Origin of the sequence: Bradyrhizobium sp. SBR1B (genome assembly GCF_014198205.1) — a bacterium.
Lineage (GTDB): Bacteria > Pseudomonadota > Alphaproteobacteria > Rhizobiales > Xanthobacteraceae > Bradyrhizobium.
Genome location: NZ_JACIHC010000008.1, coordinates 163,030 through 184,759, shown reverse-complemented (window position 1 = coordinate 184,759; position 21,730 = coordinate 163,030). Strand labels below are relative to the sequence as shown.

The 21,730-nt window shown below is 61.9% G+C and carries 6 protein-coding genes; 3 read left to right on the top strand and 3 right to left on the bottom strand.

The features are described from left to right. The first annotated feature begins 159 nt into the window (after nt 1-159). Nucleotides 160-2,280 (top strand): MASE1 domain-containing protein, encoded by a 2,121-nt coding sequence (locus GGD61_RS21975; protein ID WP_183231109.1) that lies wholly within the window; start codon nt 160-162, stop codon nt 2,278-2,280. On the opposite strand, the gene GGD61_RS21970 is transcribed toward GGD61_RS21975, so the two are convergent. Further along, nucleotides 2,275-2,937: a response regulator transcription factor gene (locus GGD61_RS21970; RefSeq protein WP_018323185.1), complete on the bottom strand. Its 663-nt coding sequence runs from the start codon at nt 2,935-2,937 to the stop codon at nt 2,275-2,277. The two genes, GGD61_RS21975 and GGD61_RS21970, sit on opposite strands and share 6 nt — an antisense overlap. Before the next feature lie 445 nt (nt 2,938-3,382). Here GGD61_RS21970 and opgC point away from each other — a divergent pair, with 445 nt between their 5' ends. Beyond that, the gene (opgC, locus tag GGD61_RS21965; protein ID WP_183231108.1) at nt 3,383-4,819 is read left to right on the top strand and encodes an OpgC domain-containing protein; all 1,437 of its coding nucleotides are present in this window, start codon (nt 3,383-3,385) and stop codon (nt 4,817-4,819) included. A 178-nt stretch (nt 4,820-4,997) separates the two neighbouring features. Here the strand turns inward: opgC and GGD61_RS21960 are convergent, their stop codons facing one another. Then, nucleotides 4,998-5,669, bottom strand: coding sequence for a hypothetical protein (locus GGD61_RS21960; protein ID WP_084675014.1), 672 nt, complete (start codon nt 5,667-5,669; stop codon nt 4,998-5,000). A 491-nt stretch (nt 5,670-6,160) separates the two neighbouring features. Then, nucleotides 6,161-7,261: a helix-turn-helix transcriptional regulator gene (locus GGD61_RS21955; protein WP_183231107.1), complete on the bottom strand. Its 1,101-nt coding sequence runs from the start codon at nt 7,259-7,261 to the stop codon at nt 6,161-6,163. 876 nt (nt 7,262-8,137) lie between these two features. On the opposite strand from GGD61_RS21955, the gene GGD61_RS41265 reads away from it, so the two are divergent. After that, nucleotides 8,138-21,565, top strand: coding sequence for a VCBS domain-containing protein (locus GGD61_RS41265; RefSeq protein WP_183231106.1), 13,428 nt, complete (start codon nt 8,138-8,140; stop codon nt 21,563-21,565). The last annotated feature ends 165 nt before the right edge of the window (nt 21,566-21,730 follow it).

The following is a 21,730-nucleotide window of genomic DNA, read 5'->3' as shown; positions in this document are numbered from 1 at the left end:
GCCAGCTCGATCGCACGTGCCGTCTCTTAGTCCGCCAGCGGACTGCTGTGATCAATTGGACCTGAGTGCATCTGCCCGTATCCATCTAGCGATGTTAGATCCAGAGATCAAAAGTCAGTTTCGATCGACGAAGCATTTGCCTAGTCCAGGACGTGGACGATGTCCAATCCTCGATCATTAGCTCCCGAGACAAATTCTAGCCGAGGTGTCAGCTATGTCGGTAGTCTGGTCGCAATCGGCGCCATCTATCTCGTCTTGGCCAAAGGTGGCCTTGCTCTCGCCTCCGTTCATCCCAGTTCAACGCCAATTTGGCCGCCGACAGGTGTCGCGCTGGCGGCGGTGCTGTTGGGGGGATATCGGACCTGGCCAGCAATTTTTGCGGGAGCGTTGATCGCAAATGCGACGACGGCGGGCTCGGTTGCTACCGCAATCGCGATTGCGGCCGGTAATGCTCTCGAAGCGGTTGTCGGCGCTTATCTCATTAATCGGTGGTCGAGCGGATGTAATACGTTTTCAACCCCCGATTCTGTCGCAAAGTTTGCGGTGATCTGCGTCGTCATCGCGACGCCGATCAGCGCCAGCATTGGCCTGACCAGTCTGACAATCTTCGGGTACATCGAACAGAAGAGTTTCGCCGACGCGTGGATCACCTGGTGGCTGGGAGATGTGACAGGCGCACTGGTCATTACTCCCGTTATCGTGCTTTGGGCATCAAGCCGCTATCATGACTTCGAACGCCATGCGCTTCAGGAGACGGTCGGCGTCCTCACGACAGCGGCGGTCGTTGGACTCATTGCTTTCAGCCCTTTGATCGAGCAAACGCCCGGACGAGATCCACTGGGTTTTTTGGCGATCTTGCCAATGTTGTGGGCGGCGCTGCGCCGCGGTCCACGCGATACCGCGACGGTCGCCCTGATGCTCGCGGGCATCACGATCTGGGGCACGCTCAGGGGCGGCGGCCCGTTCACAACCACGGACCTTAACGCATCGTTCCTGCTGGTGTTGATGTTCTTGATCAGCATTACCGTTCCAAGCTTGTTGCTGAGCGCCGATGTCGAGGTACGCAAGAAAGCGGAGGAGCATCTGCGCCGCGCGCGCGTCGAACTCGAGCAGAAGGTCGCAGAGCGAACGCAAGAGCTGGAGCTCGCCAGTGCCGCAAAATCACGCTTTTTTGCCATGGCAAGCCATGATTTGCGGCAACCGTTACATGCATTAGGGCTGTTTGTGGCCCAGCTGCGCACGCCGCTCGAACCGGGGGAGCGGGCGAGGACGATCGAGCGGGTCGACGCAACGCGCAAGGAAATGGACGAAATGTTCAATTCGCTGCTGGACATTTCGAGAATCGATGCCGGGATGCTTAACCCTTACATTACCGAATTCCCGATCGGGCGCCTGTTGCAGAAAAGTGAGACGGCGTTTGATCAGGCGACGCGTGAAAAAGGCTTGCGCTTACGCGTCAGGCCAAGTGACGCCTGGGTGCGGAGCGACGCCATGCTGCTCGAACGCATACTCCTGAATCTGGTGTCCAATGCTGTACGCTATACGTTGCAGGGCGGGATCCTGGTCGGATGCCGTCGGCGCGGTGAAATGCTGCGCATCGAAGTATACGATACCGGTCCCGGCATTCCCGAGGATCAAAAGCAGAATATCTTTGGCGAGTTTTTTCAAGTTCCTGCTCCGGAGCAGAACCGGTCCGGCGGCCTGGGGCTCGGCCTTGCCATTGTCGACAGGCTTCGCTTGCTTCTCAACCATCCAATTGAGCTCGCTTCGACTGTGGGTCGCGGTTCGCGATTCACGATCCTGGTTCCGAAGGTCGACGAATGCGTCAGAGCTGCAGCGCCCGCCGACTTACCACACCCCGGTGCTTTTGCAGTCGACGGCAAGGCAATTCTTGTTATTGCCGATAGTCCCATCGTGCAGGAGGGAACGGGCGGATTGCTCAGCAAATGGGGATGTTCGGTTCTTGCCGCCGGATCCGACGAAGCCGCACTGGTTCGACTTGCTGAGCGCGAACAACGCCCCGACCTCATCATCTCGGACTATCATCTCGCACGCGGGAAGACCGGAATCAGGGCAATTGAACAAATCAATGCGGCGTTTGGCTCGACGATTCCTGCCATTCTCATCAGCGGCGACACGGCAGCTGAACCACTGCGGGACGCCAAGGATAGAGGATACGTTTTGCTGCATAAGCCGGTCGACCCAATGCAGCTCCGCGCGGTCATGCACAAGCTGTTTAGGGATCACGATGGTGGGAGAGACGCCGGGGCAGTTTCATGATCCAGATTTCGGCGGCCACTCCCAGCCCATTTTTCCGACCTTTATGATGGCCTCGGTACGCGTCGCTACGCCGAGGGCCTTGAGAACGACCGTGATGTGATTCTTCACCGTAGGCACTGCCATATTGAGCATCGTGGCAATGACCTTGTTGCTCTTCCCCTTCATCAGGAGCGCAAGTACTTCAATCTGCCGATCGGTCAACCCGACCCCCTTGAGCGAGTCGGGCGTCACTGGCTTGTTTGCATGCCGTGGGCCCGCCGTCTTCTCCAGTATCTCCAACGGGATGTAAACGCCGCCGGAGAACACCAATTCAATAGCCTTGAGCATCACCTCGCGTTCCGTGGTTTTCGGAATGAAACCCAGCGCGCCGAATTTGAAGGCGCGCCTGACTGTGTCTTGATCATCGGAGGACGAGAGAATGACGACAGCAGTCCTCGCATAGCGATCGCGCAGTTCGCAAAGGACGGAGAAGCCGTCGCGATCAGGCAAATTGATATCAAGCAAAATGAGGCTGATGTCGGGATGCTCCTCGACGATGTGCATGGCCTCCCGGCCGCTCGAAGCTTCGAATATGACGGCTTCTGGCTTTAGTTGCTTCAGGACGGCGTGCAGCGCGGCCCGAATCAATGTGTGATCGTCAACAACAAGCACCTTCATAAAAAAGCTCTCCGTCTTCTGGCCGCGCGGAGATCAATAGAAAATCATACACCCACCTTCGAGATCGTCCATCTTCCATCTCGGCTCCGGCCGGCGGTTCGCCGGCAGGTAAGCAGGTAAGAGGACTACGTGAAGCGCGCAGCTCGCGGGCCCCACAGGACGGACGATACCTTGGTCATAGGACCTAGGCACCTCTCTGTACCGACCTCCGGCCGATTTACAGGCTGCGGCGCTTGCACGATGATGACGGCAGTCAGCCACTCTACCAGAGGGTTGTGCGCACCCCGGCCATATCATCATTGTCGCAATTGCTGTCGTGGCCGGGTCGGTGTGAAGCAATTCTGGACTGCGGCGCTGTCAGAATCCGCAGCGTGCTTTTTGTTACATTCAGTTCCTCTTGATCGTTCCTCTCGAATCCTGCGCGTACCCTGGACGAGGCAAGCCAATGCAGGATCGGACCGCATCCCCGAAGCAATTTGCGGGCGCTCTGCCGGAGCTCAAAGTCAACAGCCGCGACCTTCGCATTGATGCCTGCCGCGGCATCGCGCTCTGGTGCATCTTTCTTGATCATGTCCCCAATAACATTGGAAGTTGGCTGACGCTACGGAACTACGGCTTCAGCGATGCCGCGGAAGTGTTCATGTTCGTCTCGGGAGTGACCTGCGCGCTGGCCTACGGCAAAGTACGGAGTTGCGAGGGGTGGACCAGTGTGATCCGCCGGACCCTGCGGCGAAGTTGGGACATCTATGTCGCATTTCTGCTGCTGACGCTCGCCTGCGCCATCTTGGTTCACCTCGCAGGCGGGAACCGTCTTGCTGATGAGAGCAATACGCGGATTCTGTTGGACCAGCCGGGCTCGGCGCTCGCCCACGCAGCGATCCTGCAATACCGTCCGGTCAATACCGACGTATTGCCGATCTTCGTGCTTCTCCACCTCTTTTTCGCGCCGTTGCTGTGGTTGCTGTTCCGAATGCCGAACGTGACGCTTGGCGCCTCGCTGGCGCTTTATGCGCTGGTGCAAATGTTCGGCTGGTCCATGCCGGCGTGGCCGAGCGGCCATTGGGCTTTCAATCCACTGGCCTGGCAGCTATTGGCGGTTCTTGGTGCCTGGATGATAATCGAGGGCGAACGAGTGCGCCCCTGGCTAACGTCTCGCACGGTGCTCACACCTGCCGCTCTCTATCTGATCTTCAGCCTCGTCATCGCATTGAGCTGGAGAGTCAAGCCGTTGGAAGCGTTGATCCCCCAGGGGCTGACCAAATTGGCTTACCCGCCAGACAAGTCCAATCTCGATCCGTTGCGTCTATTGCATTTCTTGGCTCTAGCGGTTGTGGCGGTATGGTTCGTGCCGCCCAATCGGCAAGCCTTGACGAGTGCGGTGATGCGCGGCGCCATCCTCTGTGGCAAGCACTCGTTGCCAATCTTCTGCCTCGGCGTCCTGCTGACGCTCGCTAGCCTCCTGGCGCTGCTCGACATATCGGAAGGGCTTGCGATGCAGATCACGCTCAGCGTTGGCGGGATCCTCATGATGATCGTGGCAGCGACGCTTCTGAACTTGATCAAGATCACGCCCAGGCTGCAGCCGTCTGTTGCTCTGGCTGCGGGCGTGCACGTCCAGCCGGACGCCTGGGGCACCGTTGACTGGCGCCCCTTGGAGGCGTTCCGCCGAGGACTGCGCGAGCTCGGATGGGCCAGCGGCCGGAATCCCGTCATCAATTGCTGGTTCGCGGATAGGCAATCCCACCGGGTGTACCAGATGTTTGGCCTCGCAGACGGATTATTACAGCCGAAGGCGAATGTCGTCGCGGCGTCGCCGAAGCCTGCAGCGACGGTGGCCAGGAATGCAACAGCGCCCATTGCATCGGCGGAATATGGCGTTTGACACATCGGCACGGAAAAGTTCCGGCAGACCTCGAGCCGCTCAGAGAGATCACCGGGAGGTGAAGGATCGCGTTTCTTTCGCGGCGTGAGGCGGAATGTTTCAGCAACGGGACTCGTACGGTTTGGTCGCCATCTTGCGTTCCGCCGTGCTGCTCATGGATCGAGCCATGTCCCCATGGTCACAGCACGCACCCGCAGCGGGCAGATTGAGCATAGGCCAGGAGCCGAAAGTCAGCTTTGGCATGCATCGTGCAAAAGCGATCGATGATTGGGGTCACCTTGTCACTGTAGCCGCGTTGCCAGTGTCCGAGCCCGTGCAGAGCGCTCTCCTGACAGGCAATCGAGTTTAGGTGAAGGATGCGCTCCATCGTGCGGAGCGCGCAATCGTGGAGAGTTGGCAGGTGCGGATCGTCGGCAAGAGCCAAGCACGGAAAGGCATCCCACCACATATAACAGACACAGTTTAGCGTCCCGGCATCGGCTTCGCTCAGGTGGGACAAACTGGGGGTGCACCGCGATTCGAACAACTTGGCAAAGAGTTCTGCGATGGACTTGACGCAGCGGATACGATCTTTGATGGGCACATCAGTTGAACAAAGCCATCTGTTATCGCCGCTTGCGCTGGTATTGACAAGGTAGGTTAAGCCTTGTGCGATTTGGCTGTCAGCAAATCCCTCTAGCGCGGTCTGCGGGTCTTCAAACAGCCGAGTGAGATAAGATACAGCTTCTGCTGGTGGCGGGTCCCACCAATCATGCTCGGGATCGAAGTACCAAGGTGCTTGCTGAAAGCGAACCTCGCGTCCAAATGCGTGCTCCAGCCAATCACGAAACGAGAGCGTTTGCAGGCGCATCACAAAAGCCGCCTCCCCGGAGGCATGAAACTCCCTAATGCTATGCCAGGTCCGGGATCACGCCAAGGCGCGAAATTTTTCAGGCAAATGCCTCCTTGCGATCAATAGCTGAATGAGATCGGTTCTTCACCTTGGGCCGATCGGCCAATTCGCCCATTCAGGCAGCTCCCGATTGTCATCCCGCTCGCGCGGCGCAAGGGGAGGCGCGCCACTGAAGCCCGCCGGATATATTTCCCTGCTCACGGCCATGCGAGTCCCTGTTCGCCAGCGAAAATTCCCTGCTCCGATGAGAGCCGGGACGCTCGGGATTTCTAGCAATTTAAGGTACTTCTCGCCAATTCTCGTTGCCAAGGCGGGGCCTGCGGTGGGCGCTTTTCCCTGTAAACTTCCCTGTTCGCAGGGAATTGGCGCGTTCGTGTTTGCCGCGGATGATGGCTGATACCACGCGCGGTTCAGGACCTCGGTCACGGTCCCGAGCTGGACGATGCAAATCAAGCGAGTTGAGAAACAAGCGTGACCAGCTCCGACTGGCGGTGCGTGCCCGTCTTCGAGAAGATCGACTTGAGGTGGTTGCGGGCGGTTTCGCGCGAGATCCGCAGGTGCTCGGAAGCGCTGGCGAGCGATGCGCCGGTTGCAAGCAGGGCGGCCAGGCGGGATTCCGCCGGGGTGAGATCGAAGGCCTGGCCGATCAGCGCCGGATCCGGCGCCGGGCGTGGAATGAGGTTGGACAGGATCAGCATGGCGCGGGCTCCGAGGAAGACGGAGCGCGCCGCCCCGTCCACCGGCAGGATCCGCAAGACGACCGGTGGCTTTGTCGTCCGGCGGATCAGGATCGGAGAGGCGGGGATGGCGGAGGCGTCCGGCGTGGAGCGCACCGCGCTGATCAGCTGATCGAGCCTTGTCATCGCATGCTTGTCGCGAAGGATGAGGCGCCGCTCCCTGATGCGGATCTCGTTGTCGAATCCCGCTTCGGCTGCCGCGTTGGTGCGCAGGACCATTCCTTCCCGATTGAGGATCAACGCGGGCTGTCGGACCCGGTCCAGAACATCGGTCATCGCGGTGAGTGCAGTCCTGCCGACGACCGTCGCGAGCGTGGCGGTCTCGGTCAGGCGCGGCGCCAATTGGGCAAGCAGTTGCTTGTCGGCGGCCTCGAATGCGCCTTCGCGGCCGGTTCGCTGGATCGTCAATGCCCACGCTGCGCTGTCAGCCCAGAAGCCGATGCCGGCAAACCAGCGGAAACCGGATGGAAACAGCAACTCGTTGTACATGGGATCGGCGCGAATCTGCTCCGGGGTCATCACATCGAGGTCGGTCACGACCTCGCCCGCCATCATGCGCGGAAAAGCCTTGGCGCGCGGGTCCCTCAGGTGCCAGTTATTCCTGAAGTAGAGCTCGGTAGCCTCCGCAATCGACGCCGTGCGTGGAACGTCCGGGGTCCGGATATCGCTTTGAAGGAGTAGGGCCGCCGACGCGCCCACCGCCTTGCAGATGTCATCCATGATGTCGCGCCATGCTTCCGGATTCACGGCGGCTTCGCCAAGTCGATTGAGGACCTTCGACAGCTCCGCATCGTCGATTTTGTCGACTTTCAAGCGCGGCCCCCTCCGCCTAACCCCACGCATTTCGTTGCGAGCCCGCATGCATCCTTGCTGCATGCATGCAAGTCCCCGACATTTGGGCCCCGGAATGCGTTTCCCTGACCGGCGATGCTTCGTGAGGAGGCGGCTCGAAGCAAGCCCCCCTTGCCTGTTTTTCCTGAAAAATCGCACTTGACGAAAGTCTAGCGGATGGCTGCGGCAGGCGGCGGCGCCCGGACCGGAATGACCCATTCGGGTCATGCGTCCAGATGTGCCGGCGCTATTCCATGGAAGAGAAATATTTGCCGCACCAGGAATTGAGATGACATTGCTTTGCTTGAGTCAGTCGGATCTCGACGACGGCTTTCGGCTCCCGATATCGATCTGTGGGGATATCTGTGCGCGTCAGAGTGTCGCAGTATGTGTTGCCCGGCGCGGCGCGAATTGTTCAGCTGCGCTATCAACGGTCGCAATCCATTTTCTCGGCAGCTTAAGCGATCTGGTCAAGGCCAGCCGGGGAGGCAAGGCGATCGCTTCATTCCATCCCGTATTGTGCTGCAATTCGGTAGAGCTTCGATCCTCTGGTTTGCCGAAATCGGGCGCAATCGCAAACCTGGAACGCGCGCTTTCTCGGCTGCGCAGTCCGATTCACACTGCGCTTAAGGTTAGCAGCTGTGCTGTCTTGACGCAGTCACGCAACAATGAAAACAATTTGCAATTATCAGAAGTCCTTCGTCGCTCCGTGACAGGACTTCGCCGTTCGACGTCGGGCAACGGCGCCTCGTCGAATCGATACCCGATACAATCATAACAAGACCATTTCATTTCCAACTCGCGCCGTTGGGCTGACGGCGAACTTTTGAGCATCAGAACGTTAAAGGGGGGCTCGCCATGAGCGACCAGACGATTTTGCGCGCCAGTTTTGTCTCGGAGTCCGCGGCCTATCGCAACACCTTTGGTTGGTACAACAGCTCAACAGGGCTCGGCGGAATTCTGTTCGCAAATGCGGATTCGCAAGGGGCTGGCGCCCTCACCCCCGGTGTCTCCTATGTCGACTTCGCGGTGAACACCGCCGATCTTGGCAAGATCCAGTTCTTCCTCATTCCCGACGGCGCGGCGCCGGGCCGCAACGATGCCGACGATCTCTCCGGCGCCATCAAGGTCATCAAGCTCTCGGACGGCACCTGGGCGGTCGCCGATGTCGATGCCAACGGCAACGTCATTTACGTTGCCGGCAAGCCCGACCTGCTCAGGGGCGCCGGCGCCAATGCGTTGTTCACCGAGACCTCCAAGAACGCGGGCGGCGTCGATTATGCCTCGTCGGTCATGGGCAGCCAGCAGACGGCAGCCAAGCTCGCCGGCGACACCGCCGACGGCGCAACCGGCACCATCGCCTGGGAGGACTCCGCCGCGACGCGCAGGTCCAACGGCACCTACACCGCGCCGGGCGACGCCGACTATAACGACGCCGTCTTCCAGGTTTCGCTCGTGCAGAAACCGGTCGCCAATGCCGATGCGGTCACGATCGGCGAGGATGCCGGCGCCACCGCGATCAACGTGCTCGCCAATGACACCAACCCCGCGGGCGGGACGCTGCGCGTCACCTCCGTCAACACGCAGGGAATTTTGGGGACGGTCAGCATCGCCGCCGACGGCCACAGCATCGCTTATACGCCGGGTTCGGCGTTCCAGTCACTGCGCGCCGGCCAGTCCGCGAGCGAGAGCTTCACCTACACCGTAACTAACAGCGCCGGCCTGACATCGACAGCGACGGCGACCGTCACGATCCAGGGCGCCAACGATGCCGCAATCATCGGCACGCCTTCGGCTGCCGATGTCACCGAGGATTCCCGCAATCCGACCCTGAAGCTCAGCGGGACGATCGCGATCTCCGACGTCGATCAAGGCGAATCGGCGTTCAAGACCAACGTGGTATCCGCGGTGGGCAATTTCGGCACGCTGTCCCTGAAAGCCGACGGCAGCTACACCTATTCGATCGCCAACAGCGCCGTTCAATATCTCGGCGCCGGCGAGACCAGGGTCGAGACGTTCACGATCAGCGCGCTGGACGGCACGGCCAAGCAGGTCTCCTTCACGGTTCACGGCACCAACGATGCCGCCGTGATCGGCGCGCCCGCCTTCACCACCGTCACCGAGGACGCGAGCACGCCGACGCTGTCGGTGTCAGGCACGATCTCGATCTCGGATGCCGACCAGAACCAGTCCACGTTCCAGGCCGGCGTGATCACAGGGCAGGGCAATCTGGGCGCATTGACGCTGAATGCCAACGGCACCTACAACTATTCGGTCGCCAACAGCGCCGTGCAATATCTCGGTGCGGGCGACACCAAGGTCGAAACCTTCACCGTCAAGTCGTTCGACGGCACGGCCAAGCAAATCTCGTTCGTCATCAAGGGCGTCAATGACGCGGCGGTGATCGGCACACCCACGATTCACGATGTCTACGACAATCCGTCCGCACTCGTGCTCACCGCATCCGGCAGCATCGGAATCACGGACGTTGATCAGGGCGAAGCGGCGTTCAAGCCGGCCGTTGGCTCCGCTGCCGGCAATCTCGGCTTCCTGCTGCTGTCGGGCGACGGCAGCTATGTTTACGTCGTGGCCGAAAGCGCTGCGCATAATCTGGCCGCCGGTACCGTCAAGGTCGATACCTTCACCGTGACCGCCGTCGATGGCACCACCAAACAGGTCAGCTTCACCGTTCACGGCCCGGCCGGCGGCAACCACGCGGCGACGATCGGCGATCCCACCATTGCCGATGTGACGGAAGACCTTGCGGCGAACAACGCCGGGAATCTGACCGCCGTGGGCAGCATCTCGGTCAGCGACCCGGACGCGGGCCAGTCCTCGTTCCAGGCCGGCGTGCTCACAGGGCCGGGCAATCTCGGCACGCTGAACCTCTCGGCCAACGGCAGCTACACCTACACCGTCGCCAACAACGCCGCGCAATATCTCGGAGCCGGCGAAACCAAGATCGATACGTTCAGGGTCATCTCTCAGGACGGCAGCTCCAAGGATGTCACGTTCACAATCCACGGCGAGGACGACGGCGCGACCATCGGCAATGTTGGCGATCACGACGTCACCGAGGACGGCCAGCTGACGGCGTCCGGGCAGCTGTCCATCCTCGACGCCGACCAGAATCAGGCCGCGTTCCAAGCTGGCGAGATCACGGCACCAAGCAACCTCGGCACGGTGACGCTGCAGGCCGACGGCCACTACACCTATTCGGTCGACAACGCCGCTATTCAGTATCTCGGCGCCAACGACACCAGGACGGAGACTTTCACGGTTACGTCGGTCGACGGCACGACAAAGAACATCAGCTTCGATATCCATGGCGCGCAGGACGCGCCGAATCTGAGCGTTCAGGACTCATCGGGCGCCGCCGACGGAAACATCACGCTTCACATTGCCGCCGATAAGGTCGACCAGAGCAGCACCTTGTCGGTGAAGATCGAGGGGGTGCCGTCGAGCTTTACGGTCCAGAACGGCGCAGCGATCGGGGACGGCGCCTGGCTCGTGACGGGCGACTCCATTCAGAACGTCGTTCTGATTCCGAACCACGCCGTCGGCAGCACCGATCCGTTCACACTGCAGGTCACCGCCATCTCCGACGACGGCATTCATCAGGCGGTGAGCTCAGCCGAGCTCGCGCTGACGGTGACGTCCGGTGCCAACGAGATCAACGCGCTGGATATCGACGGCTATATCGGCGGGGCGACCGTATTTGCTGACGCCAACAACAATGGAATACTTGACGCAGGCGAGGCGTACACGACGACGCGGGCTGACGGCAGCTTTACGCTGGCGGGCGGCTCCGGTCCGCTCGTGAGTATCGGCGGCGTCGATATCTCGACGGGATTGCAGGTCGCCGGTGTGCTGAGGGCGCCGGAGGGCTCCACCGTCATCACTCCGCTGACGACATTGATCGTTGCGCTGGTCGATAGCACGGCAAACGACGAGCACCCGCTGACGGTGGACCAAGCCATCAACGCCATTGCGGCCGCGTTCAACGTCGATCTCGCCTCTGATCCCGCCAACCCCATTGACCTGCTGTCGTACGATCCCGTGCCCGCTGCGGTGAATGGCGATCCGACGGCAACGGCGGTGCTTGCGGCGGCTATCCAGGTCCAAAGCACGGTCGCCCAGGTGTCGGCCGTCGGCGTGGAGACGGGCGCGGTCATTACAGCCATTGCAGGCGCCATTACGGCCTCCCTGAGCGGGCCCGGCGCGCCCGTCTTCGATCTGGCGTCTCCGGAAACGGTTCAGAGCGTCGTCACGTCCTCCGGCGTCGACGCGGCGGCCGCCGCGACGGTTATCGAGGTCGTTGCTGCCGCGAACGACAGCATTCAGGGGGCCACGAGCGTCACCGAGCTGGCGCAGGCCGGCCAGGTCGCTCAAGGCGCGGCTGCCGAGCAACTGGCTGCGACGGATTTCTCCGACCCGGATTCGGTAACTGAGCTCACGACGCTCTATGTCGAGAATCTCGACCAGCAGGTCCAGAGTGCCGTGCTGACCCCGGTCGGGAATGCCCTGTTCGGCTCGCTCGGCGATGACCTGCTTTCGGGCGGAGCAGGCAACGATCTGATCGACGGCCAGGACGGCAACGATCGCATCAGCGCTGGTGACGGAAACGACATCCTCTTCGGGGGAGCTGGCAAGGACTATCTCGGCGGCGGCTCGGGTGACGACATCCTCGACGGTGGCCCGGGCTTCGATCGCGCCGTCTATACCGACGCAACCGGCGGCGTCACGATCAACCTCGCGGCCGGAACGGCGTCCGGCGCGGGCGTGGGAACAGATACCCTCGTCAACATCGAAGCTGCCATCGGCAGCGACTTTGCCGATACGTTCAACGCGGCGGGCTTCACCGGCGACGCCCATGTCCCGGGTAGCCCCGTCGGCTACAACGAGTTCGAAGGCAAAGGCGGCGACGACACCATCATCAGCAACACCAACAGCCAGGGTGCCGAGCTGACGCGCGTGTCCTATGTCAGCGCCACCGGCGCGGTGACGGTGGATATTGCCGCCGGCTATGCACAGGGTGATGCATCGGTCGGTCACGACACGCTCGTCGGGTCCGGCTTCAACGGCGTCTGGGGCTCTGCGTATAACGACACCATTTTGGGCAGCAACAATCCGATGTTCACCGCGGAGGTGTATTCGGGCTTTGCGGGCAACGACTACATCGACGGCCGCGGTGGCTATGACCGCGTCGACTACAATGTCGATCCGAACACCACGACGGGAATTACGGTCAATCTCGCCGCCGGATCCGTGACCGGCGATTCGACCATCGGAACCGATACGTTGCGCGGGATCGAGGCGATCCGCGGCACCAACTTCGCCGATACCTACAATGCCGTCGGTTTCGGCTCGGGCAGCGTCAATGCCGGCTCGAACGGGACGTTCAATGAGTTCACCGGTAATGGCGGTGACGACATCGTCACCGGCAACGGCTTCACGCGGCTCGGTTTCAACAACGCGACGGCTGGCGTCCAGGTCGACTTCGTCACTGGCTTTGCCACCGGCGATTCATCCGTCGGAACCGACCAATTCAGCGGCGTCAACGCCGTTCAGGCATCGATGTTTGACGACACGCTGCTGGGCGGGGCGACCAACGACACATTCACCGGCCTTGCCGGCAACGATTATATCGACGGTCGCAGCGGCTTTGACGTCTCGTCCTACAACAACATCTTCTTCATCACGGGAAGCATCACCGTCGACATGGCGGCCGGCATCGTCACCGGCGATGCATCGAACGGCATCGATACACTTCGATCGATCGAGGGCATTCAGGGCACCAACTTCGACGACACCTACGACGCGACCGGTTACGGCGCGAGTGGGGCCAATATCGGCAACAACGGGACCTTCAACCAGTTCGAAGGGCTGAGTGGTGACGACGTCATCACCGGTAATGGCAACACGCGTCTGATTTTCGCCAACGCGACCGGCGGGGTGACCGTCAATCTCGCGGGTGGCACCGCCACCGGTGACGGCTCGACCGGTCACGACACGTTCACCGGCGTCAACAGCGCCGTGGGCAGCAGTCTTGATGACGTTTACGACGCAACGGGTTTCACCGGCGCCAACGCGAACTTCAACACATTCCAGGGCAATGCCGGAAACGACACCATCTCCGGCAATGGCAATACCCAGATCCAGTATGGCAACGCGACCGGCGGTGTGAGCATCAACCTCACCGCGGGCACGGCCGATGGCGACGGCTCGGTCGGCCACGACATCATCACCGGTGGCGTGTTCAACGTTCTGGGGTCCAACTTCAACGACACCATCGTCGGCAGCGCCAGCAACGATGGCCTCTCCGGCAGCAACGGCAACGACACCCTGGATGGTCGATCCGGCAACGACTTCCTCAGTGGCGGCGCCGGTGTGGACACTTTCGTCTATTCGAGCGGCGGCGGCTTCGACTTCATCCAGGATTTCGTCCATGGCCAGGACAAGCTCGATCTGACCGGCGTCTACGGCATCTTTAGTCTCTCCGATCTGCAAGCGCATGCGGTGCAGAACGGTCCCAACACGGTCATCACGTTCAATTCGAACGACGGCCTCACGCTTCAGAACGTCGATCTGAACAGCTTGACGGCGAGCGATTTCCTGTTCGGCACGCCGGCCGCGCCGATCGTCGGCGACGACAACGCCAACGACCTCGTCGGCAGCGCCAATGCCGAATCCATCAGCGGTCTCGGCGGCAACGACCGCCTCCAGGGCCTCGGCGGCAGCGATCTCCTGGACGGCGGCTCCGGCTTCGACCGCGCCATCTATACCGATGCGACCGGCGGCATCGCCGCCAACCTCGCGGCCGGCACCGTCTCGGGACCCGGCGTCGGGAAGGACACGCTGGTCAACATCGAAGGCGTGGTCGGCAGCAACTATGCCGACACGTTCAACGCGGCCGGGTTTACCGGCTCGACCGGTCTGCCCGGCGTAGCCGCCGGACAGAGCGAGTTCGAAGGGCGCGGCGGCGACGATAGCGTCGTCGGCGATCTCAACGCCCTGGGGCAGGCGGTGACGCGACTGTCCTATCTGAGCGCATCCAGCGCGGTCACGGTCGACATCGGGGCAGGGACCGCCGATGGCGATGCTTCGGTGGGCCACGACACCTTCTCCAACGTCTCGACGATCTGGGGCTCGGCCTCCAACGACACGTTCTACGGCAGTGACAATGCGGCCTTCACCTACGAGACTTATGAAGGTCGCGGCGGCGACGACTATATCGACGGCCGTGGCGGCTACGATCAGGTCACCTACAATTCGGATACGACGACCACGTCGGGCATTTATGTTCACCTCGCCGCGGGCACCGTGAACGGCGATGCGACCGTCGGCACCGACACGATCCGCAACGTCGAGGCCGCCCGCGGCACCAATTTCGACGACACGTTCGACGCGACCGGATTCGGTCAGGCCGGGGCGACCAATGTCGGCTCCTCCGGCGCCTTCAACGACTTCGCCGGCGCCGGCGGCAACGATACCATCATCGGCAACGGCTCCACCCGCCTGAACTACCAGATCGCGGCCTCCAGCGTCAGCGTCGACCTCGAGACCAGCGTCGTTGGGGCCACGAATGCGGTTACGGTTGCCGGCAGCGCCACGGGTGCGACCGAGGGCACCGACAGCTTCACCGGCGTCAATGCGGTGCAGGGCTCGACCTTCGCCGACACGCTGCTCGGCAGCAGCTTCAACAACAATTTTACCGGTCTCGGCGGTGACGACTACATCGACGGCCGCGCCGGCTTCGACACCGCGATTTACAACAGCCTCAGCACGGTCACGGGCGGTGTGACCGTCGACATGGCGGCGGGCACGGCGAGCGGCGATGGGTCGATCGGGACCGATACGCTGCGGTCGATCGAGGGCATTCAGGGCACGGGCTACGCCGACGCCTATGTGGCGACGGGCTACGGCTTGGCCGGTGCACTCAATATCGGAAACACCGGCGGCTTCAACCAGTTCGAGGGCCTCGGCGGTGATGACCAGATCACCGGCAACGGCAGCACGCGACTGCTCTACACGAATGCCACCGGCGGCGTCACCGTCGGCCTGAACGCCGGCTCGGTCGCGGGCGACGTGTCGGTCGGGCACGACACCTTCACGGGCGTCAACAGCGTCTATGGCAGCAATTTCGCCGACACTTACGACGCGACCGGCTTCATCGGATTCAATTCCTTCCAGGGCCTCGCCGGCAACGACCTCATCACCGGCAACGGCAGCACGCAGCTGCTGTTCGCCAACGCTACTGGCGGCGTGACCGTTAACCTCGCAAACGGTACTGTGGACGGCGATAGTTCGGTAGGTCATGACACCATCACCGGCGGCGTGATCGGCGTGTCCGGATCGAACTTCAACGATACGCTGAAGGGCAGCAGCGGCGCCGACAATCTGGTCGGCAACGGCGGCGCTGACACGTTTGTTTATGTGAGCGGCGGCGGCGCCGATTTCATCGGCGACTTCTCGCATGCGCAAGCCGACAAGATCGACCTTTCGGGCGCAGGCATCTACAACCTCGCTGACGTGCAGGCGATCGCCTCGCAGCAGGGACCGAACACGTTCATCAATTTCGGCAATGGCGACAGCCTGACGCTGCAGAACGTGATTTTGGCGAACCTGACTGCGGCGGATTTCATCTTCGCGCCAGGCGTTCACCTGATCGGCGATGCCAATCCGAACACGCTGGTCGGCACGGTCTATGCCGACAATTTGAGCGGCCTCGGCGGCAACGACGTCCTGCAAGGGCTCGGCGGCAACGACCAGCTCGACGGCGGCGTAGGCTTTGACCGCGCCGATTACGGTGATGCAACGGGAGGCATCACCGCCAATCTTGCGGCCGGCACCGTCTCGGGACCCGGCGTCGGAACAGACATGCTGGCGAATGTCGAGGGCATCCTTGGCAGCAACTATGCCGACACGTTCAACGCGGCCGGGTTTACCGGCTCGACCGGTCTGCCCGGCGTAGCCGCCGGCCAGAGCGAGTTTGAAGGGCGCGGCGGCGACGATAGCGTCGTCGGCGATCTCAACACCCTGGGGCAGGCAGTGACGCGACTGTCCTATCTGAGCGCATCCAGCGCGGTCACGGTCGACATCGGGGCAGGGACCGCCGATGGCGATGCTTCGGTGGGCCACGACACCTTCTCCAACGTCTCGACGATCTGGGGCTCGGCCTCCAACGACACGTTCTACGGCAGCGACAATGCGGCCTTCACCTACGAGACTTATGAAGGTCGCGGCGGCGACGACTATATCGACGGCCGCGGCGGCTACGATCAGGTCACCTACAATTCGGATACGACGACCACCTCGGGCATCTATGTTCACCTCGCCGCGGGCACCGTGAACGGCGATGCGACGGTCGGCACCGATACGATCCGCAACGTCGAAGCCGCGCGCGGCACCAATTTTGACGACACGTTCGATGCGACCGGCTTCGGTCAGGTCGGGGCGACCAATGTCGGCTCCTCCGGCACCTTCAACGACTTCGCCGGCGCCGGCGGCAACGACACCATCATCGGCAACGGCTCCACCCGCCTGAACTACCAGATCGCGGCCTCCAGCGTCAGCGTCGACCTCGAGACCAGCGTCGTCGGGACCACGAATGCGGTTACGGTTGCCGGCAGCGCCACAGGTGCGACCGAGGGCACCGACAGCTTCACCGGCGTCAATGCGGTGCAGGGCTCCACCTTCGCCGATACGCTGCTGGGCAGCAGCTTCAACAACAACTTCACCGGTCTTGGCGGCGACGATTATATCGACGGCCGCGCCGGCTTCGACGTTGCCATCTACAACAGCCTCAGCACGGTCACGGGTGGCGTCGCGATCGACATGGCGGCGGGCACGGCAACCGGCGACGGGTCGATCGGAACCGACACCCTGCGTTCGATCGAGGGCATTCAAGGCACGGGCTACGCCGACGCCTATGTGGCGACGGGCTACGGCCAGGCCGGTGCGCTCAATATCGGCAACAACGGCACCTTCAACCAGTTCGAGGGCCTCGGCGGTGACGACCAGGTCACCGGCAACGGCAGCACGCGACTGCTCTACACGAATGCCACCGGCGGCGTCACCGTCGGCCTGAACGCTGGCTCGGTCGCGGGCGACGTGTCGGTCGGGCACGACACCTTCACGGGCGTCAACAGCGTCTATGGCAGCAATTTCGCCGACACTTACGACGCGACCGGCTTCATCGGCTTCAATTCCTTCCAGGGCCTCGCCGGCAACGACCTCATCACCGGCAACGGCAGCACGCAGCTGCTGTTCGCCAACGCGACCGGCGGCGTGACCGTTAACCTCGCAAGCGGTACTGTGGACGGCGATAGTTCGGTAGGTCATGACACCATCATTGGAGGGGTGACCAGCGTTGCGGGCTCGAACTTCAACGACACGATCACCGGTTCTGGCGGCAACGACCAGCTGTTCGGCAACGGCGGCAACGATCTGCTCAGCGGTGGTGCCGGCAACGACGGCATGAACGGCGGCATCGGTGCAGACACCTTTGTCTACGCTGCCGGCGGCGGCGCCGATACCATCGGCGACTTCCTGCAGACGGACGCCGACAAGATCGACCTCACGGGGATCCCTGGTGTCTCGACCCTTGCCGACATTCAGGCGCTCTCTACACAACAAGGGCCGAACACGGTCATCAACTTCGGCAATGGCGACACCCTCACGCTGCTGAACGTGACGCTGTCGAACCTCACGGCTGCCGACTTCATCCTGGGGCAAGGCGTGAATCTCGTCGGCGACGCTGGCGCAAATACGCTGGTCGGCACCGCCTATGCCGACAGCCTGAGCGGCCTCGGCGGCAACGATCGCCTCAAGGGCCTCGATGGCAATGATCTGCTCGATGGCGGCCTCGGCTTCGACCGCGCCGACTATGTCGCTGCAATGGGAGGCGTTACCGCAAATCTCGCGGCAGGGTCCGTGACAGGTCCAGGGGTCGGCACTGACACGCTGGTGAATGTTGAGGGGATCGTGGGCAGCGACTATGCCGACACGTTCAACGCGACCGGTTTTGCGGGCGATACCGGTATTGCCGGGACCAATGTGGGCTTCAACGACTTCGAAGGCCGCGGCGGGAACGACAGCATCACGGGCGCGATGAACAGCCTGGGTGCGCTCCTGACGCGCATCTCGTATGCCAACGCAACGGGCGGCGTGACCGTCGATTTGGCGGCCCATTCGGCGACGGGAGATGCTTCGGTCGGTACCGATATCCTGGTGGGCTCGGGCTTTGGGGGAGTTGTCGGCTCTGGGTTTGGCGACCAACTGCTCGGCAGCACCAACGGCGCCGGAACCGTGGAAATCTTCGAAGGCCGCGCCGGCGATGACTTCATCGACGGCCGGGCTGGCTTCGATCGGGCGGACTACGCGCTCGACCCGGCCGCAGTGGGCGGGATCAACGTTCAACTGGCCTCGGGAACCGTGACAGGCGACGCCGCGACGGTCGGCACCGACACGCTGCGATCGGTCGAGTCAGTGCGCGGCTCGAACGCTGCGGACGTCTTCAACGCCGTTGGCTTCAGCGGGGGCAGTCAAAATGCCGGTTCCAACCTCACCTTCAACGAATTCATCGGCATGGGAGGTAACGACAGCATCACCGGTAACGGCAACACGCGCGTTGCATTCACCAACGCCACCGGCGCGGTGACGGTCGATCTGCTGGCAGGTACTGCAAGCGGTGACTTATCCACGGGCAACGATACGTTCGGCGGCGTCAACGCCGTGATGGCCTCGATGTTCAACGACACCATCAGCGGCAGCGATATCACCACGGCCACGGAGACCTTCACCGGACTTGCCGGTGACGACTTCATCGACGGCCGCGGTGGCTTCGATGTCATCAGCTATAATAACATCTACTTCTCCACCGGCCCGGTCACCATCGACTTCACGGCAGGCACCGCGACCGGTGACGGTTCGATCGGCAATGATACGTTCCGCCGAATCGAGGGTGCCCAGGGCACCACGTTCAACGACGTCTTCACGGCCACGAATTTCGGCGCCGTTGGTTTCCAGAACGCCGCAACCAACAACGTCGGCAACAACGGCAACTTCAACCAGTTCGAAGGTCTGGCCGGCAACGATGGGATCACCGGCAATGGCAACACCCGCATCATCTATTCCAGCGCGACCGATGCGGTGACGGTCAACCTGCAGGCGGGAACTGCGACCGGCGGCGGCTCCATCGGCACGGATACCTATGTGGGCGTCAACAGCGCGACCGGCAGCAACCTGAACGACACCTACAATGCCGCGGGCTTCACCGGCGTGACTTCGGCCGGATCGTTCGGCACCTTCAACCTGTTCGAAGGCCTGCTCGGTAACGACACCATCACCGGCAACGGCAATACGCGGGTCTCGTATTCTCAGGCGAGCGGGGGCGGAGTTTCCGTCGATCTTTCGACGGGAATTGTGAGCGGTGCGGCCGGCGCAGACTTCATCACGGGAGGCGTCAACAGCGTCCAGGGGTCGAACCAGGCCGACACGCTCGTCGGCGGCTCGAATAACGAGTTCTTCTTCGGCGGCGGTAGTGGCGACACGATCAACGCAGGCGGCGGCAACGACGGCATCACCGGCCAGGGCGGCAACGATACGATCGACGGCGGCGCCGGCACCGACATGGTGATCTTCTCGGGTACGCAATCGCAATACACCGTCACGACGGCGGGAACCATCCAGGTTCAAGACAATGTCGTGAATCGCGACGGCACCGACAGTCTGACCAATGTCGAAGCGCTGCAGTTCAGCGACGCCATCGTGCTGTTGTCGTCGGGAGCTTCGGGCAGTCCGATCGACCTCTCGACGCAACAGTTCTCTAACACGGCACCCGTGATCGGAACGGCTGGAGATGATTATCTTCGCGTCGGAGCCAACATCTTCGGACACGGGATCAATCTGGGAGCCGGGACGGGCGATACCGTCCTGCTCAACGGCACCTTCGGTAACGGTTACACGCTCAATCTCTCGGGTGTTGAAAACCTTGTCGGCAACGGCAACGACGAGTTCGTCAACCTCACGACGACCGCCAACGGACTGGTCGTTGACCTCGGGGGTGGCAATGATCAGCTCAGTCTCGCGGGCGGCGCCAACACGCTCAGCCTGATCGGTGTCGAGGGAGTCGGCGGGTCCGATTTCGGCGTGACGCCCGGCGTCAACGACGTGCTCACCTTATCGACGATTGTCACAGGCCTGAACATCAGCCTCGGCAACGGCGACAATACGATGAATCTCGCAGCCGGCGCGAACTCGTTCGTGAACATCTACGACGTCAACCACGTGCACGGAACCGCGAGCGACGACACCTTGACCGTGACCGGTGCGATCGCCGCGGCCAACGGCGTCGCGGTCGACCTCGGCGATGGCGAGGATACGATCGTTCTCAACGGAAACTTCGCGGCATTCGCCGCGCTCAGCGTCGAGCACATCAACGGCAATTCCGGCGATAATTCAGTCAGCTTGACGAATACCGTCGACGGCATCGTCATCGACATGGGCGGTGGAAACGATCTGGTGTCGCTCGCCAATGGGGTGAATTCGGTCAGCATCACTGGTGTCGAAAACCTCAACGGCAGTGATTTTACCGGAAATCTCAACCCGTCGGACGATATGGTCACGCTTCTGAACACCGTGTCCGGAGTGTCGGTCAATCTCGGTGAAGGGACGGCCAACGTCCTGAATCTCGCCGCAGGCAGCAATTCGTTCGACAATCTGTGGAACGTGAATCTGCTCAACGGGAGCTCGTCGGACGACATTCTGACGTTGCAGGGCAGCCCGGCGAACGCGATCGATCTCGGCGGCGGCGACGACACTCTGAACTTCAACGCGAATGTCTATGACATCACGGTGACCAATGTCGAAACCGTCAATGCCGCCGCGAATTTCGACAGGATCACGATCGGCAATGCGTCGGGTAACACCACGATCACTGCCGGCGCCGGTGCGGATGAGATCTTCGCCAGTGCGGGCCATGACAACTTCCGCTTCGTCAGCACGGCGGATTCCGCCGCCGGTTCCGCGGATACCATTCACAGTTTCGATGCCGACAATGACAGCTTTACGTTCTCAGGCATCAGCGTCGCCGGCGGTCACATCGAGTACGTGGAGAATGCGGCGTTGCTCGGCGGCAATCATGCCTCGGCTCATCTGCAGAACTTCGGGCCGGGTAACGACTATCTTCAGATCGATATCGATGGCGACGGAACGAGTGATATGGATGTGAGCCTGCAGAATGCGAGCGGCACGCTGCACAACAGCAACTTCCTGTTGAGCTGAGAGGGAACCGGCTTCGGAGAAGGCGTTGGCCGCCTGCCGGCCTGTCTCCGGAGCCGCCGTCCGGCAATCGGCGCGCGAGCCCACACAAAAACCGCCGCCACCAGCTATCCGGTGGATCGGCGGTCTGTGGTCGAAGGTCGCTGGGTCGAAGGTGGCTCCTAGCTA